Annotated in this window: 11 protein-coding genes and 3 pseudogenes; 7 read left to right on the top strand and 7 right to left on the bottom strand. The window is 49.7% G+C overall.

Annotated elements, in window-relative coordinates:
• Positions 1 to 3: 3 nt before the first annotated feature.
• Genes JOD78_RS00070 through JOD78_RS00055 form a run of 4 tightly spaced genes read left to right on the top strand, consistent with a single transcriptional unit; the run spans position 4 to position 6,380 of the window.
• Entirely contained in the window at positions 4 to 1,983 is a 1,980-nt protein-coding gene (locus tag JOD78_RS00070) for a site-specific integrase (protein WP_209569145.1), read from the top strand.
• Positions 1,980 to 4,331, top strand: coding sequence for a hypothetical protein (locus JOD78_RS00065; RefSeq protein WP_209569147.1), 2,352 nt, complete (start codon positions 1,980 to 1,982; stop codon positions 4,329 to 4,331). Before JOD78_RS00070 ends, JOD78_RS00065 begins: the two co-directional genes overlap by 4 nt.
• Positions 4,324 to 4,983 (top strand): hypothetical protein, encoded by a 660-nt coding sequence (locus tag JOD78_RS00060; RefSeq protein ID WP_209569149.1) that lies wholly within the window; start codon positions 4,324 to 4,326, stop codon positions 4,981 to 4,983. Before JOD78_RS00065 ends, JOD78_RS00060 begins: the two co-directional genes overlap by 8 nt.
• Positions 4,980 to 6,380, top strand: coding sequence for a hypothetical protein (locus tag JOD78_RS00055; protein ID WP_209569150.1), 1,401 nt, complete (start codon positions 4,980 to 4,982; stop codon positions 6,378 to 6,380). Before JOD78_RS00060 ends, JOD78_RS00055 begins: the two co-directional genes overlap by 4 nt.
• Here the strand turns inward: JOD78_RS00055 and JOD78_RS00050 are convergent.
• The 6 genes and pseudogenes from JOD78_RS00050 to JOD78_RS00025 form a co-directional block, all read right to left on the bottom strand.
• Positions 6,370 to 7,503, bottom strand: a complete 1,134-nt coding sequence (locus JOD78_RS00050; protein WP_209569153.1) for a GNAT family N-acetyltransferase — start codon at positions 7,501 to 7,503, stop codon at positions 6,370 to 6,372. The two genes, JOD78_RS00055 and JOD78_RS00050, sit on opposite strands and share 11 nt — an antisense overlap.
• Positions 7,504 to 7,656: 153 nt before the next feature.
• Positions 7,657 to 7,962, bottom strand: a pseudogene (locus JOD78_RS00045) (ArsB/NhaD family transporter); the annotation flags it as partial.
• 85 nt (positions 7,963 to 8,047) lie between these two features.
• Positions 8,048 to 8,830 (bottom strand): hypothetical protein, encoded by a 783-nt coding sequence (locus JOD78_RS00040; protein ID WP_245201939.1) that lies wholly within the window; start codon positions 8,828 to 8,830, stop codon positions 8,048 to 8,050.
• Positions 8,830 to 9,894 carry a hypothetical protein gene (locus JOD78_RS00035; RefSeq protein WP_209569155.1) on the bottom strand — a complete coding sequence of 355 codons (1,065 nt, stop codon included), beginning with the start codon at positions 9,892 to 9,894 and terminating at the stop codon, positions 8,830 to 8,832. Before JOD78_RS00035 ends, JOD78_RS00040 begins: the two co-directional genes overlap by 1 nt.
• 293 nt (positions 9,895 to 10,187) lie before the next feature.
• On the bottom strand, positions 10,188 to 12,434 hold the full coding sequence (locus JOD78_RS00030; RefSeq protein WP_209569157.1) for a ThiF family adenylyltransferase: 2,247 nt from the start codon (positions 12,432 to 12,434) through the stop codon (positions 10,188 to 10,190).
• A 9-nt stretch (positions 12,435 to 12,443) separates the two neighbouring features.
• Positions 12,444 to 13,604 carry a hypothetical protein gene (locus JOD78_RS00025; protein WP_209569159.1) on the bottom strand — a complete coding sequence of 387 codons (1,161 nt, stop codon included), beginning with the start codon at positions 13,602 to 13,604 and terminating at the stop codon, positions 12,444 to 12,446.
• A gap of 179 nt (positions 13,605 to 13,783) precedes the next feature.
• On the opposite strand from JOD78_RS00025, the pseudogene JOD78_RS00020 reads away from it, so the two are divergent.
• The 3 genes and pseudogenes from JOD78_RS00020 to JOD78_RS00010 form a co-directional block, all read left to right on the top strand.
• Positions 13,784 to 13,969: pseudogene (locus JOD78_RS00020) on the top strand (arsenical-resistance protein); the annotation flags it as partial.
• Between the two features lie 637 nt (positions 13,970 to 14,606).
• Entirely contained in the window at positions 14,607 to 14,861 is a 255-nt protein-coding gene (locus JOD78_RS00015; RefSeq protein ID WP_209569161.1) for a hypothetical protein, read from the top strand.
• Positions 14,862 to 14,967: 106 nt separating this feature from the next.
• Entirely contained in the window at positions 14,968 to 16,182 is a 1,215-nt protein-coding gene (locus tag JOD78_RS00010; protein ID WP_209569162.1) for a hypothetical protein, read from the top strand.
• Positions 16,183 to 16,465: 283 nt separating this feature from the next.
• Here JOD78_RS00010 and JOD78_RS27860 read toward each other — a convergent pair.
• Positions 16,466 to 16,789 (bottom strand): annotated as a pseudogene (locus tag JOD78_RS27860) (helix-turn-helix domain-containing protein); the annotation flags it as partial.
• Positions 16,790 to 16,928 lie beyond the last annotated feature (139 nt).

The raw sequence follows: 16,928 nt of genomic DNA, 5'->3' as shown, positions 1-16,928 counted from the left end.
ACCATGACAGCTGACCAAAAAATGCAAATAGAGGCGGTTTTAAGGCTATCTAAGGCTAGACCTAAAAGAGCAGAAGGGGCAAACCAGCGTCAAAATTTACTCAAACAATTTAAGAATAACATTTGCACACGTACGAGTGTTGTCTTAATGACAATTAAAACCACTTATAGTCAGGAACGTCTGGGTGCAGTTCATTTTGAGCTCGATGAATTTGACCTTCAGGAAGACTCCCTTTTGCTTCATATATTCAGGGGCCTGCCCTGCCCGACTAGATACGACCAGGCTGTTAGGCTTAGGACATTCCTATATTTGCATAAGCAACACGCAGAAGTCAGGGAAATCATCCGCACGTCCGTAGGCAACTGCAAACGCTGGGAGCTCCCGAGGCTCATGATGCTTATCGAGGATCACATTTCTACTCGAGAGGTTGAATACAAATCTACCCTTTCTGCCCAGACCCGAGGAATTCTCAAAGATACACAGGCAACCTACGCCGATGGCTCGCCCATGGGCGTGACCAGTTTTAAAAGCCGCTTTCCGAATGACAAACCTGACACCTCCAGGCGGTCGATGAAGCTGGTCGAAAAAACCAAGATGGCTCTTCTAGATAAGCCATTCCTGGAGGACTTCAACTCATTTGAGGAACGAAATGACAAATTCCTGAAGAGTCTGGTTAGTACAAGGGATGACTTGTTTGCACTATGCGATAGGATTTTTGAGGACTACGAACGCACAAAAGAAGCAATTAATGCCGCTGCAGACTTGGGCATGCCCGACCTTGAAGATCCAGCACTACAAAAAATGGTGCGTCGAAAGCCGAAAGCTTCCACTTTCTTAAGGTTCAGACACAAGTTACGAGCACTTACTCCCGATGAGCAACTGAGAACTTTCGCGACCTTTAGTCGAGTAAATGGTTTTGCGTTTGTAAAACATAAGTTCATTGATGTCACAGGCATTCCGTTGCTTCGCACGAATGCGTCAGCAGACAGCATGTCGTGTATGTTCGAAATCCTTGTATCCACACACTACCTCCCGACAGTAGTAGTGCTTGCATGCCTATTCGCAATCATTGCTGAAACCTCGTGGAATCCTGAGACCGCACTTAGCCTGACGTCAAAGGACATCGTCGTTCGCGGCAATAAATATTTCATCGTGGGCGTCAAAGGGAAAGTAAATTCTCTACAAACGAGCGAGATTGAAGATGCAAAGAAGGGCGATGAAAACTCCGTCCACCCTGATAGTGAGATCACTGAAAAAACAGCCATTACCGCAATCAAACTTCTTCTCTCTAATGAATCTGCGATATCGCAATGGCTCGGAATTTCAGATAGCCGGCTTTTTGTTACGATTGATAGACACAACACTGGGCCGATGACTATCAAAAGATTTCCCGTTATCCCTGCGATGGCGGCCTTTTTTAAGAAATTCCCTTACGAGCCATTTCAATTGGGAGCACTACGAAAGCTCGGTGCACATATTGATTACTTGTCCCAAGGTGGAGACATCTTCACCACGCAGGCTTTATTGGGTCACGCGGATCCCGAAACCACAAAGATTTACTTGGATAGCTCCCTCTTCCCGATATTACTCGAGGCAAATACTCGACGCTGCATGAGAAAAATGGAAGCAACGGAACTATTCGTATGCGGCCGCGGTGACAAGCTAGCTGAACGAGGCTTGTCGGGTAAAGATATTCAACCACTCCTTTTCCCTGCCTCGCCATCATCCAGCGCCAGTTCGGTCGCGGATGAATGGATACGAGGAGCTATGACGGAGTTCAAAGTCGGGGTCGCCGAACTTCAACACTGCGCCTATCAGTTCCATTTCTATCAGAAACACTTTCGCAAACTCGTGGAAGAAAATCCGGTGCGCTTTTATAAGGTGCATTTCCCGCGGCTAGTATTCAGCAGTGCCTTAAGAAAAGTAATCTTAGCAAGCCCCCACGCGCGACTGATTAAAGAATATGAAAGGCAACTCAAATGAGTCCAAAGGGAAAAATTCTACCGGTTGAAGTTCGCCAGGAACCAAAAATCTTAGCGAATGTCGAGCCCCATCCTCAGACTCTCGCCAATGACTTTCCGCGAGAGGTAAATCGCCATGTTCGCTACATTTCCCCTTGGGACTCAAACCAAGTGACCATTGACACTAGCGCATCCACCGAGCTCGGAAAATATTTCCAAACATTTGACATCGACAAGATGACTCTTAGCTGCGACAGAAGATCAGGGGGAATCTACGATGGCATCGTTCCCCTTACACATTTCCCAAATCTGGTTGAAGCGATGAAGCGCGCTATAAACCTCATGTGCCTCAAGCATAATGAAGGAGCTCTATCCGTTAACGCTCCTGGAAATGTACGCATCATTCAAAACGTTTTCTCTTGGTTAGTAAGTAGAGGGATTTATTGGCTGCGAGAAGCCGAAATTTCGGACTTGGAGCAGCTCCTTGACGAGGTCGCTCAATCCACTTGGGCTGGAGTCACCAAATTGGATGAGAAACTCCAAAATTTGATGTCGCGACTAAAGGAAAATCCTGTGCTCGCACATGAATTTACAAATAATAGTAACGCTCCAACATTCACAATTTCTAGAGCAAAGCTGGAAGCTGCGGTGGGCCATCCTTTTGACCATCGTGCCGTTCCCCGCTGGTTTATAGAAGAACTATCTGCACTAGTAGGAAATACTCGAGAGATTGCACAAAAAAAATACGAAGTAAAACCCACTTTTGGAGCAGTTAGAGTCGCTGCTTTAGCGATTAACATTCTCGAGAATCTGAGAGGAGAAATTGATGGATTTCAGTTCATCCCTTTCCCGAGTGCCCACAAAGCAACCAATGATCGCAAAAAGAATGAGAACGCAAAACAGACTCCCAATATCGACCCAAGTGACTCTATCAAGCTAATTAAAGAGCAACTAGCATGGCTTTTTGATTACGGCCCTAAGGTAGCCAGTGCCCTTACAGAGGTGCGACTATTGATCGATAAAGGCGAGTTTGAGTCATTCGCTACTCAGTATAGGGACGCAAAGATACGCTTTACCATTAGAGATCGTATTCAGACTCTAATTAACCGCGGCGAACTGCCGGGCGATGGAAATGGCCTAAAGGCTGATGACTACATCACATATGTCGAGATGACAATGACTGCCTGCGGCAACGTCATTGGAGTCAATCACGCGCGCAGAGCCAAGGAGATCTATGGTGGTTATCGAATTTCATATGGAACTTACTATGGTTGCGTCCAACCGATCGACGCTGTCACAAAAAGCTTTACATCTGAATTCTGGGTGTCCAAAGGAGAAAAGGCGTGGAGAAATTTCCCTGCCAATGGACTGGTCGCTGATGCGGTAGCCTTACTTGAGGATTTTTACTGGGTATTTAGAAAGAAAGACGAAGAGATTCCCGTAACAAGCGACAGAAGAGTGCTTCGTGAGATGAAGTTATTCACTCGTCGCTACCTTACTAGCTCAGGCCTTCTCTCGGACGAGAAGACATTAATAGACCATTCGGGGTCCACAAAACATCTGTTCGTTCGCGCGGGGGTAGACCTGGCCAAATGGAAAGGTTCGGCTTCGCCGTTCCGACGAATGTATGTGCAGCTTAGTCTGCGCCGCTACGATATGCCTGAGTTGCCAGCTGCGGCTCGGCAGCTAGGGCATCAAGGCTATCCACAATTACTCCATTACGCCTCAGACAAACATGCGAGAGCAGCGGGCGAGTCAGTCATCGAGATTCACTCTCGCAATTTGGATGCGGATTCTCGAGATCTCTTGAAATCCATTCAAGAGGAAGGAGCAACCTACCTCTCTGAGCTAATTCAGAAACTTTTCAGGGGAAATCGCACTGGAGGGATATTCCCAAAGAGAGTCATCAAATTGGCTCAACGTTTATCTTCTGTTGCAAATTTTTCCGTGCTGTCAGTGAAGGAAAAATCTGATGTATTGGCTGAACGTCTGACAAAACAAGGATATGCTGTTTCTCCGATGCCGCATGTGGCATGTACTGCCGGCACCGCTAAACATGCCTCGGCGTCAGCTAAATGCGCAAAGAACGGAGCTCTGCAGAGACAGAATTCTTCACCGTCTGTCTGTTCGGGCTGTCCTCAGTCTTGGACAACTGAAAACTATCAACGGAATATTCTGGAAGAGGCTGAGAATATGCGTGCAGAGGCGGCTTTACCAACAACTCCATCTGCTGTGGCATTAGGCCTTGAGCGCGAAGCGGACGAGTATCTACAACTCTACGAGAAGGATTGCGCAATCTCGGAAGAAAACCGAAATCTGATGGAATCGTACTTACAGCATTTCAATATGGAGCTGGGAGTAGATGATTGAAAAAACAAGAGCGAATCCCCTTCGGGATGAGGCTGCTAATCAGATGTCAATCCGTGAAACCATTCTTAGAGCCTGGCTCAGGGATGGTATTCCTTGGCTCACAACAGACGACGGAGAGGTAAAAAGAGACGCTGCGGGAGAGTTAGTTTTGGCGTATTTCCCCACTGGAATAAAAGAATTAGCAGAATGGACGGCAGCGACAGGAAAGTACAGCCCACTACTAGCTAGTAAGAAATTTCTATTTGCCGATAGATCTTGCAGTCTCTCTGAATTAACCGGGCTGAGTCGCTCTACACAAAATAGTAAAATTCATATAGCTAAGCGCGACTCCTGTTTAGCGACGATTGAAAATTTGAAGGAAAGAGCGGAGTTTCAATTAGCGGAAACGAACAAAACGAATAGGATTGCCAAACTGCTGGAAAAACTAAAGCGTCTAGAGCAGATCAATGCTGCCCAAGAGGATGAAATAAGGGAAGTACGGATATCCGTGGTTCAGCTTAACAAGCAGATGAATAAAGCAAAGCGGCAATACGAGAGCAATGAAGAACAGTTGCGCAAAGACCATTCTGCTTTATTGGAAGAGAATATCGCGCTCAAAAAGATCTTGGCAAAAGTAACGCCACTAAAAAGCGTAAACACGGACAAGGAATGAGCTCGCCACTCTTTACTATTCACTGGGGAAAATACCAGGGCTATGACACCGCCACGATTCGTGATCAGAGTGGCTACACTATTCCGGTAATCAACGACTATATTGACCACCTAGCCGAACTCCATTTTAGAGAGAGGAAGACAAAATCCTCCTCGAAATCCGAGATAGAGCCAACTGTTTACACCTTGAGCGCTCTGTTTCAATTTCTGCGTAAGATGAAGTTGTCACTAGCTGAAATTAACGATGAATTGCTCGAAAAATTCCGAGATGCCCAGCTTGAAGTAGTCAAAAATAATCCTAGAAATAGAAATCAGTCGGCAAGTTGGTACCAGACCGTCAATCGACAGCTCGTCATTATTTACGAATGCCTCAACTGGGGGCAGACCAACGGCCTACTTCCCGTTCACACTATTGGCAATGCCAACATCGCCTCAGTGGCGAGCACTCGCCCTCGCCTGGAGAATGGAGGAACCGATTACGACAATAAACCCAAAAACAAATACCCGCTTCGTTACAAGCGCAAGGCAGCTGGGAAGACACGAGCGCTTCAACATTGGGCTACAGATGACGAAATCCTAGCAATAGACAAGCAATTTTGGGCGATCAAGAGCATGATTTCGTCGACTAGAAACTCATTGATGCTAACGCTTATGGAAACGGTCGGCTTCAGAATCAGTAGCTCCAACTCGCTTATGGTTGACCAGTTCTCGGCGAAAGCGCTCGTCGAACGAGAAAATGCTGACGAGTACATCATTGTCCCGCCAGTGCAAAAAGGCGGTCTAGACTTTCCCTTCCCAATACCTTGGGAGCTTGCCCACGCTATTCGTGCATATTGCGATGATGATGTTTCGGGTCGAAAGGCAATTCTTCGGATCACCGGTGTGGACGAATCGGTTGCCAAGCACGCAGTTTTTTTGAGTTTGACGAAAGGTAGCCCTTTGCTGACCCGATCATGGGTCGATATCTTTTCGAAAGCATTCAAGGCCACCGGTGCGCCAAAAGGCGCGGGCTCTCATGCAATTCGGCGAAAATTTTTAGACGATATATTTGTCGCCGAAATTGAATATCGCCAGTCCGCAAAGCTGCCAGTCTCGCTCGAAGATGTTGCAGCGGCTGTAATGGAAAAAGCTGGGCACTCCACCAAGGAGGCTCAGCAATCATATCTGCGCGCCACAACCCGAATTGCCAAAGGCTCCTTAAGTGAACGCCTAAATAAGCAGCTCGCAAAGGTAAGAGTCGAAAACCATGAACTTCACGCTGAGCTTGCTAGCGCACTTGCTGCACTTAAGGACGAGCGTGAAAAAAATGCCGCATTAGCGGTTGTGGCCGAACAAGCACAATTGAGGCAAGCACCTAAGGCCCCACGAAAGAAGAAAGACCAGAGCACTACTTCCTGAAGGGGGAGCTATCCTCAAGTTGGTCGACAAATCTGTCTATCGCCTCGGTCTCTTGATCAAGAAAGTTTTCGATAGCCGCAGCGAAACTTTTATTTGCAATCCAGTGCGCTGAATATGTCTTTGTTGGTAAGAGCCCACGAGCCATCTTGTGCTCGCCTTGGGCTCCACCTTCGAACGCCGGAATGCCGTTCCTGATGCAGTAGGCGATTGCCTGCACATAGCAAGTTTCGAAGTGCAACCCCTTGCAGAACTCCGTCGTTCCCCAATAGCGACCGTAAAGAGCGTTACCTCCCCGGACATTGAGCGCACATGCGACTCGCGTCCCGTCCCTCTCCGCCAACACCAACACAAAATGCAGCGAACGCGTCTTATGCATCTCTAGGAAAAAATCTAGACTTAGATACGGAGACGACCAATGCTCCTTGTATGTATTGCAGTAGCAATCATAGAAGAACTCAATATCCTGCCTAGTCAGCGAATCTCCCTCCAGCCACTTGAATTGGATATTCGCCTCGGCCACGTACCGACTATCCTGACGAATCTTCTTTCGCTTCTCTTGGTTCAAATTGGCGAAGAAATCATCCATCGTCCGGTAACCGGCATTGGTCCAATGAAACTGGAAGGCCTCACGCACCACAAATCCTGCTTCCAGCAGAGCCTGCTTATCTTTTTCTTCGACGAACAGCACGTGCGCAGAGGACGCAGCCCCTGATCTGGCTAACGCAATGATGCCCTGAGCCAGCATCGCCCTCGCCTCGCCGTCGGCCGCCAACAGCCGCGGTCCTTGAACAGGCGTGAATGGCGAAGCAACGATAAGCTTCGGATAATACTCAAGGCTATGGCGCTGGAAAGCATCAGCCCAACCGTGATCGAAGACGAATTCTCCTCGAGAGTGATTTTTGAAATAGCATGGTGCCCCGCCGACGAGAAAGCCGTCGCGATACAGGAGGAGAAACTTAGGATACCATCCAGTGGAAGGATGTGCGCATCCAGTTCGCTGGAGTCCATCCAAGAAACCATAGCCTACGAATGGATTGCCTTGCGTCAATCGCTGCCAGGCTTCGCTTGGAACATTGCCAAGCGAATCAGCGACCTTTAAGTCGTAACGAGAAGGCTCATTCATGCTTGAATATAGAATCATCCAAAGATGTTATCACGCTTCAGCTTCGCTCAGGCGAGCTCTCCAGCCCATCGGCGGACAATGGCATTCAGCTGGGATGCATAACCAAATCTTTCTTCAATGTGGGAAAATTGGCCTTAGACACGGCCTACACAACGCTCCCAATAGCACCAGCAATATGAACAACTGGGGGCCGTTACCTTCTCCCCAGCGGGCCACATGAAACGCCGCCCATTCAAAGAAGCCGGCTCCGTCCAGCAGCAGGCTGATGATGACGGCAATGAAGGGCGCAGTGGCATTCCAGACGATGTGCCACATTGTTGGAATATCGGCCCCATGGAGCACACCCAAGGCCAACGCCACCGCCGCGCCCCCACTGGCGCTCCAACCGATGCCCAGGCCCATGGGCTGCCAGATGACGAGTACCAAGGTAACCAGGAAGATGAAAAACGCCACAAGCATCCTTGCTCCGCCGCCTTTGAAGGCGGCTTCTTCGCCCTACGGATGGCGCTACTACACTGGCGACCACAAAGCTGCGAGCCAGACCTCAGTTTTTTGACGCGCTCTTGCGCGTCGGTGTTTTCCTCGCCGGACTCTTCGATTGCGCTAAAAATGATTCGCAGCTAAGAATCAGCTCCCGACCGTACGCTCTAGAGGCATCCCACACGGCGGAACGATTGACCGCCAAAAGCATGTAAGCGGCATGAGCCACCGCCACAACTAAGACCACTATAATTCGGCTTCCTTGTGAAGTGTCAGTATTCCAGGACAGGCGCCATAGGGCGAACGTGCAGACCGAAACGACGATCACGTTCAAACATAGTGCCAACGCTTTTACCCCAAGAAGATTTCGACGAAAGCCATACGTGATGTTTTCTGCAAACAGAAGTGAAAACTTCTTTGTATCGCGAGTGTTTTGACGCAGCCAGTTGCCGCACTGAATATAGAAAGCGTCAGCGGCGGCTTGATTTGCCATTTCGTCGGCCGGACTCGGGACATTAACGGCCAGCTGGTTTGCGAGAAAAGCGCGATATCGGTCTTTTGAACCTGCATCGATGGTTTCGTCGTTTCGGCGGAACATAGTAATTGACGGCATACCTCCATGTTCGGCGTAAAGCTTTTTCTCTATCGCGCGCCCACGTGCACGTGATAGGTCCGATATGGCGAACAACAGCACGAGTATGCCTAACGTCGCTATGAGATTCGACAGACCCAACGATTTCCACGAAATGAGCAGCGCCAACGCAGCGAACGCCGGTGCTGCTGCAATGATGGCTGGAAAAAGCCTTGCGCGTATCGAATAGGTATCGAAAAACTTCAATATGTCCATCAGATTCCTTCCACCTTGTCAGCAAACTGTTCCGGAACTGCCGGAACTGTACCTGGATGCCCACCGCCGCCACCGTAGTCCGATATCCATTTTGTACGGGTAGAGTAAACCTTAAAGCCTCTACGCATGAACGCGTTCTTAACTTGCCCGCGGGGATAGTCATTCTTGTTCGAACCGACTGAGCAGAAAGCCACACCGACTTCAGTGCCTTGCGGTTGCTTCTCCCCTAACCACATATCGAGCACAGCGGGAGTCACGTTGTGCCTGCTTCCATGATGTGGCACTTGCACGAACTTGGGCCTCTTCAATCTAAGCCCTGCAGCGTAGTTGCCTGCTTCTAGCAACCCAATAGGACCCACATCCGCAGTAAGCAAAACGCCCCTACCATTCAGTACACCATACTGCACGACGCAGCTTTCATTGGACGCCGACGTCTCAGTATTTTCTGAGAGCGTTTCAACATCCCACTTTTCTTCCAAGTACTTCTTAGCAGCCTCGGCGATGAGCCGGAGTAGACCGAGTCCTTCCGATTTCGTAGCTTCTATCCTATACCTATCCGGCGTCTTCGAAAAATCGGGAATTGAATCGATGTACCGGTTTTTATCTGGAGCGAGAACGGTGAACTCACCAATCTTCGCTCCTTGAAACACCTCATGGATCGGAATCCCTTTTTGATTGGCGAGCCGTTCAAGTTCTACTAGATAGGGATGCTCCTTCTTGATGGTATCGATCAGGCCTTGGAGCGTGTAGTTGCCGTGAAAGTGTGGAAGAATCTGTTCTGCATATAGCCATGGCCTGTTCATCCACAGATTCTTAACCTCGATCTTCTCCATCACACCAATAAGCCCGGTAGCGTGATCGTCGTCAGCATGCGAGAGCACCATGTGGCTGATGTATTCACCTTGGTAGTACTTGTTGATGTGGTTAATGATGGTTTCCGCAGTTCCAGCCCGGCCTCCATCGACTACGTGGAGGTAATAGCCACCGACATCGTCACCGTAGTGGATAACGATTGCGTCCCCGGAACCTTCGCCGATAGGCAAGAAGTCGACTTCGTATTTCATTGTTGTTATCTCCCTGGATTGCGAATAATCTTTAGTTGCTGGGGGCACCGCATTCGCAACTGTAAAGTGTCAATAAAGCACACGCAGACTTCGTATCAGGCTGCTATGACCATTGTTGTTCATGTGATGCCGCGCTTATAGAAGCCGGCAAAGTATTGGTGAAGCCAAGTCAGGCCGCTATCCCATATACATGGGATATGTAAAGAGCTGTCTCTGTATGGCAAGCTGTCATCGCATTTCACGCTTTTGCCGCTATGCGCAATCGTGGTTCAGCCAGACCTTCTTGCCCGCAACTAGCCGGCTGCCCCTTGCAGCACTTGAACATCTGTTTCGCCCACAATGAGTTGAACGGCCGGCAATCCGTCGTCAGCCATGCCAAGAGCTAAATGTACGAGTTGGATCACATCATCACGACTAGGTGAGGCGGACTGTCCCGGAGGATGACTATGCCATTCTCCTATGTACCGAACCATACCGCCAGTACGCTTCGATGCTTCAGCAATCGCCTCGAACAATCCCTCGGTGCCACGTTCGAAAGAAGACGGACTGGCTTTGCTGTCAGGAGGTGCGGGCAACCCGGCCACCACTACTACGGCCTGAATATTGAAGTCATAGTACCCAAGGAGTGCGCCACCGGTTTCGTGAGGAAATGCTTGCTGACGGAGGTCACGCAACCGTTGTATCGCACCGGCGTCGATGTAAAGGTTCAGTTCGCCCAGATCAAATTGCTGCTCAACCATGACGTCGATGTCATGTACGTCGACGTTACCAAGTTCGGGATTTCGCTGCCAGATGCGAATCCGTGCATTGTCCGATGCTGTTGCTTGTTGTATTTGTTCCGCTAGCGTGGAGGCGTGCCCCAGAATGCGCGAATAAGGTAACACCAAGGAAATATCACGGCAGCTGGCACCACTCCAAAATGTACCGGTATGCCCTTGCAGATGTATTTTTCCCCATTCTTGTTGAATGAGTGCTCGGTAATACTGTGCTTCGAGCGTGCGAAGGCAATGTGCGCGCTTTGCATCTTCAGCGAGTAGAACAGCGGCGTTGCCATTTGGCGTGATAAAGACCGAGAAATGTCGCGGCAGCGTGTCGTTGCCACTGACGAGTCTTGGATATTCAAGCGTAGTAGATGCATCGATGACTACTGCTGCGTGACCTAGAGCTTGTATAACGCTGTCTTGATTCAAATCGCACGCATCGGCCACTATAGGCGTGACAATGCTTGCTCCATCCATTACACCCGCGTGTAGTTCAGCCACTACCTCGGCCTTCGCTTCGCCAATATTTGCTGAATAAGCGGCATGCCTTGAGAGGTTATGCGGCTTAATATGATCCTTATCGATCACAGTCCACGTGCCCCAGCCACTACGCCCCCATAAGTTCAGCAATGCGCTGCCCAAGGACCCCGCACCGATTAAGAGTCCGGGCGGACCAGCGTCGGTGATTCCTGATTGTCTACGTGCAGCAGCAGCGTCATTCTGGCTTCGCACGTCCATCGTCATAACTTGCTGTTCGCGCCACGCAGCGGATGGTTGCGGATTCAAACTATCTTGGAAGTATCGTCCTTCGTACACCATCAATGCGCCACAAGCGACACCCAGATCCAGTGTACTGATGGGGATGAAGAACGCTCGGCGTATTACGGTGTCAGGCTCGCTTGTAGCGGTTCGACGCACCGGTATGTACAGCAGAATCACTGTGCCGTTATCGTTCTTCGTAGGCATTACACCACCTGAACCTATACCTTCCTTCAACGCCGTACTCAGAGGACCTATCAGGTCAGTGTTGCGCTTTGACAAAAGGTCGGCTAATTCCCCAAGGGTACTGGGGTTACGCTCCACCGAACCATGAACGATTGGCGGTAACAGGAGCTCGATGTGTTTGACGGTTTTATCTTGCGGCATACCCGGCACAACGGATAGCAGTAGACAAGTGAAACCGCCGTCGACACGTTCCTTCTGCCGAAGGACGACAAAGCGACGGGTAGCATCTTTTCGTAGCTCGGCAAGATTCCAGGGCAATACCAGTTCATATTTACTGGCGAAAAACAGATGCTCCACTGGCTGGTCGGCGGGGTGCAGCTCGCCTCTTGCACTTTTTTCTAACCACCACTGGATTCGACGTAGAAATGCTTGTGGCGTCCATGTTCTTCTAACCGCCGAAGAAGCTTCAAAATACAGACACAGGTTTGCTATCGAATTTGCTCCACCCTGGTTTAGGTGCATCAGAATCGGAAAGCTTTTACGTAACGCAAGGACCTCCACCAGTTCTTCGTCATCACTAGGAACGCATAACGCTAAGCGCTCACGATACTGAATACCGGCAGAGTTCTCTGGTGGTACATCATCACATTCAACGTCGACAACGAGACACTCGACCGAAGGACCAGCTACATCGCCGTGTCGGAGGATCCCTATGAGCGAATAGTCACGGTGACGCTCAATCGCATTAAGCAACGTCTTGGCGCGTAGAATCTTAAGTTCGCTGGCGTCCCGCACTTCTACAACGTTTGCCAGTTGGTGATATGCGTCCGTCATTATCGAGATTTAGCCAGCTCGAGGCGGCGTCGATGTGATAATGGCCGCAGCCCCAATTGACGTTGAACGTTTCCACGTCACGCCGCCTCTTGCGATCTCGAAGACAATGGGTTCGGGCTTGTTGGCATTTGGTTCTTCCATCGTCACCAGAAACTTACGTCCACCCACCGTTTTCAGATAGCGTGCATAAGCATTACGTGCTTGAATGTGCGGTGGCTGGGTTTGTTCGTAAGAGTCGTTCACGTCTGTAACGGGTTTGCTACAGCTGACGATATAGGCGTCGGGCTTCCCCATTAGCAACAGCTCTTTGACCAATGGTTTTGGTTCTGTCTCTTTGTCGCCTTTTTGCCCCTCTTCGTTGAGCGCCAGATAACTGCAGTGGTGTGGAATGTTGTAGAGATTCCAGGCAAGGCGGTCATCGTTTTTGTGGTACTTCGTGGTACGTACGATGTCCTCTATTTCTTCCCAAGTAGCATCGCCGACTTCCAAGTAATCGTAATGAGCCCCGTCAGCTCTAAAGCGAACATTAAAGACGAGAGATGCACGGTTACGAATGATGTCGCCGTCGTCGTAGTGTTTAATGAAAGGGGAATGGCAGAAAAACTCGACACCGTCGTTCGCAAGTGAAAAGCCTGGAACAAGCGTGCCAGCGTCAATAAAAAGATGATCGCGAGCCGAAGCAGCTTCGCCGCGCTCTTTCAAGCGTGGCTCCAGCCAATTAGCCAACGCCTGGGGTTTAGAAAAAACAAGAATGCCTTTACCTTCAAGCAACCGGTGACGTGCTTCTTGGCGCAGCAATACAAACTCTTCTTGCTGATGTTCGTTGTCTGCCTCTTCCAGCAACATGGCTGCAGGCACCCACAGTTCCCGAATCTTGATGCGGCCTTCGCCGTGATATTTCTTCGCATGCTGAAGCTCGAAGAACTCTGTACTGCCTTGAATATGGTCGAGATCTGCGTGAGTAAACGCAACGACGTCAAAGTAATCGTAGCCAGCCTCTTTTAATTCGTTTTTTAGCCGTGCTTTGAGGTCGATCTCTGGGGTGTCAGCATCTTCTGCTTTGCCGCGATGGCAAAAATCGAAGAGAACGCGACGACCACCTGACAAGATGATCTGACTGGTGTCGCCATTACCCACCGGGTAAAACAGTACCTTATGCAAGTCTGCCATAACTCCTCCTAGGATAGATGGCAGCCTTTTTAGCACTCTGCCGCCGAGAGTGCTAAAACTATATACGGAGTAAAATGTTGAGTCAATATACTAAATATAGTAGTTGAGCTTTAATTTTTATTAATAAATTGACATTTTCAAGTCGATCGCTACCTGAAGCGCTTCAAGCTTTGCCAACCGGCGCTTCCAACTTCTTCGAACTGGCTGTGGCTGGAGCAATCAGCCTGTTCGGCTTCCAGTCTGGCGCCGCGCTGGCAACCGTTGTCGGTGTATTGATCGAAGTACCGGTCATGCTTCTGGTGGTGAAGATCGTCAACGATTCGAAACACTGGTACGAATCGGCACCGCCCCACCACGCTCACTAGAGAGACTACCTTCTATATTTATCCCCAAATGAAAATATCTCTGGATGTTGCCCATAATTGTTGAGGTGTATGGAGCAATTGGAACTGGAAAATGCGCTTATTAAAATCAATAACTTACCTTCAAGGCTTTACCGCAGAATTGATGTTTAGATCTGGAATAGTGTTCCCGATTGGATTGCCAAGCCCTTAATTTTGCAATTCCAAAATATTACGGGTCGAGAGGAATATTAGTACATGCCATTTCCCATCTTGATGCATTGCGTCTGTTGAATTAACCATGGATTGGCTCCCCCTCCATTTACGTAACTTCCATTGCAGGCCGAAGGCCACCACTTGGACATACGCCCCCTCCCCCGCCCCCAGCTCTCTCCGCGCTATGAACCGCTGCATTCAGGCTCGCCTTAACGAGCGAGATTTAATCGATGCAGTTCTGGTCCAATCGAAAAGACGGCCGCAATGCACCAAATTTCCCAAATGCAATAAAATACCAGGAGCCCTTGTTTTGGAAGCTTGCGCAAATTTCAACCACGGCCGTCGATAAGCCAGAGAATGGCTCAACTGGATCTCTTGGCCGGCCTCGCACCGCCAATTTTCGGTACATCTGGCCTACCTCGATCACGATCTTTCTCCAATAAATATGAAAATAAGACTCACATGGCTTTGGACCGCGGTACTGCACATCTGCGTAGCTTCCCCGGCGCTGGCCAGCGACCGCTATACGGACTATCAAAAGAAGATGAAAGCAGAAGCGGAGAAATACAAAGACGGAAGCGACGACGCCCGGCGCTCCAAGGAAGTGGAGAAAGCTATGCCCTCTCCAGACAACGACGCCGACAGAAGGTACCGCACGTATCAACAGAGAATGAAGGACGAGGCAAAGAAATATCAGTAGACCTGCCCTGCCCCAGGGCAGACCTACACACCAGCGTTGCGATCAGTAGCATCGGGACGTCCCCAATGCTCGGACCAGGAAAATAATTTCGCGCGTCAACAATACTATGTTCAAGCTCGCACTCGTCGCTATTGCGGCAGTTGCAATTATCTCCACCATCATCGATGTCGTCATTACATTACGCGGTTACTTGATACAAGCAATCAAAGACAAGAAAAAGCTTGAAACTCAATTGGCGCATGCCTTACGAGAGAAGGAGCATGCTACTTCTTCCGCCAAAACCTTGGATCTCCAGCGCGCTCAAATAAAAACCAAACTCGAAGTACAGCAACAGGAGTTTGACCGAAGTGCGCAACGAGAAGCTTGGTGCGATACTCGCCTGCTCGAACTCCCTATTAGCACCCCCACAAATTTTCACCAAAATACGCTGGGCTATGCGAGATTAGCGCTCTCCGATCGAAACGCGCGAATGTACGATTTGCGATCACGCTCACAATTCAAATCCAAAGGTCTGTGGGAGCTATATTGGTGCCTGGCTCATGCTTCTCGAACAGCCAACGCCTCCACGCGAATTAAAATCGAAAATGGCATTTCAGGTGATTTCCTGGAGGCGCTAACAGAACACGCCAAAAACCTGTCTTCGATGCTAGATAACGGCACGCCATCTTTGCAGATGGCCTATAGCAAAATCTACGAACAAGCTCGACCGGGATTGAAAGAGGAAGACGTCGGTGCAGATATTCTGCTTGTCGTGGCGGGAGACAATCTCATTCAAGGCGGCGGCGCCCGCATCTTCTGGATTCAAGCAAAGAAAGCTCCAGATGGCGCAAGTCCTTACACGATAGACTGCAGTTATGAGAACACGGCGGAACTACAGCTCAATAGACTCAGGCGCGTGCACCAACCGAACCTTGGTTCGTTCGGAGCCTATATCAACTACACACCCAAACTTTCCTTCATCCCGTCTTTCTCCCTAACCACATATAATCCTATCGGAGACCTGAAAGTGAACCTGGGCGAAAAAGGCGCGCGACTCCCAGAGCTCGTCATGGCGCACAGCGCTCTTAAAGCGTCGTCAAGAACGGGAAGTTTCTCAGATGCAGGAGCTATCGTTCGCTTCCTCCAGTCAGTCGCCGAAAATCGCCCTCTGTATCTGGTCGCCGCAACCAAGCACTTGGATGCCTCACGTAATCCCTGGGATGCACAAGTCCTAGTTAATCGAATTAGCGGCCACTACAGGTATGCGTTGACTCGGCCAACGCAGAACAAAAATGGCCCAGAACGCGATTCACCATCACCTGGCAGAGGCGGTCGATTCTAATCCCCCTGCTATTCCCACTCACCAACATGACCTCATCGGCACGCCAGATCTCACAGCCAAGAATTAGCGCAGTTGGACCATTACACACCACAGTTACCAAAAGGATAAAGTTCCAAATCCCGAGTTGCATGGTTCGTTTGCAATACCAGTGAGCCTAAGTGCTGCCCATATGCGATTTGAAAGCCACGCCGACTCGACCTACTATCGAAGTAGATGGCATATCACACTGAGGTTGGGTTGTTGATTTGCTCGCTGAATTGACCCTCGCCATCTGACCCACTTTCCACTGCCTTCCGAAGGCAGCTACGCGGTCATACGACCCCTCATATCCCAGCTCTTTCAGGTCCAGGAACATCTGTTTCAGGGTTCTTCTTTGCTTCCGTGATTTGACTGCCTCAGCGCTCAGCCAGGCGGAAAGTCTAGGCGCGAATTCATCGAGCGAGCTCTGTGATTGCCTGGTGGGATAGGACGGTTCGATCGCCTCGGACCGAATATAGCGACAAACAGTGTTTCGGGAAATGTCTAGCCTACGGGCTATTTCCCTGATCGAAACGCGGTCTCTGATGTACCAGCGCCGAATAATTCCAAGTAGGGCCACGTTTATCACTCCGTTCTCCCGCTCGCTGTCTTGAGCAGGATTGTGGTCTAAACTGGAGTGAACCCCTCGGGCTGGACCAAGGTTGGTCGAGAAACTAAGCCGCTTTCCGAGCAAGTTGTGCTTCGAACTGGTTAGGTGATTGATAGCC

The organism is Herbaspirillum sp. 1130 (genome assembly GCF_017833835.1).
GTDB lineage: Bacteria > Pseudomonadota > Gammaproteobacteria > Burkholderiales > Burkholderiaceae_D > Herbaspirillum > Herbaspirillum huttiense.
The sequence above is the reverse complement of the archived record's forward strand: the minus strand, read 5'-3'. Positions and strand labels throughout refer to the sequence as shown.

Coding starts and splice junctions, on each gene's coding strand:
- JOD78_RS00040 (WP_245201939.1), bottom strand. CDS start 8,830: ATGGACATATTGAAGTTTTTCGATACCTATTCGATACGCGCAAGGCTT.
- JOD78_RS00010 (WP_209569162.1), top strand. CDS start 14,968: ATGTTCAAGCTCGCACTCGTCGCTATTGCGGCAGTTGCAATTATCTCC.
- JOD78_RS00025 (WP_209569159.1), bottom strand. CDS start 13,604: ATGGCAGACTTGCATAAGGTACTGTTTTACCCGGTGGGTAATGGCGAC.
- JOD78_RS00065 (WP_209569147.1), top strand. CDS start 1,980: ATGAGTCCAAAGGGAAAAATTCTACCGGTTGAAGTTCGCCAGGAACCA.
- JOD78_RS00030 (WP_209569157.1), bottom strand. CDS start 12,434: ATGACGGACGCATATCACCAACTGGCAAACGTTGTAGAAGTGCGGGAC.
- JOD78_RS00055 (WP_209569150.1), top strand. CDS start 4,980: ATGAGCTCGCCACTCTTTACTATTCACTGGGGAAAATACCAGGGCTAT.
- JOD78_RS00050 (WP_209569153.1), bottom strand. CDS start 7,503: ATGAATGAGCCTTCTCGTTACGACTTAAAGGTCGCTGATTCGCTTGGC.
- JOD78_RS00060 (WP_209569149.1), top strand. CDS start 4,324: ATGATTGAAAAAACAAGAGCGAATCCCCTTCGGGATGAGGCTGCTAAT.
- JOD78_RS00015 (WP_209569161.1), top strand. CDS start 14,607: ATGAAAATAAGACTCACATGGCTTTGGACCGCGGTACTGCACATCTGC.
- JOD78_RS00070 (WP_209569145.1), top strand. CDS start 4: ATGACAGCTGACCAAAAAATGCAAATAGAGGCGGTTTTAAGGCTATCT.
- JOD78_RS00035 (WP_209569155.1), bottom strand. CDS start 9,894: ATGAAATACGAAGTCGACTTCTTGCCTATCGGCGAAGGTTCCGGGGAC.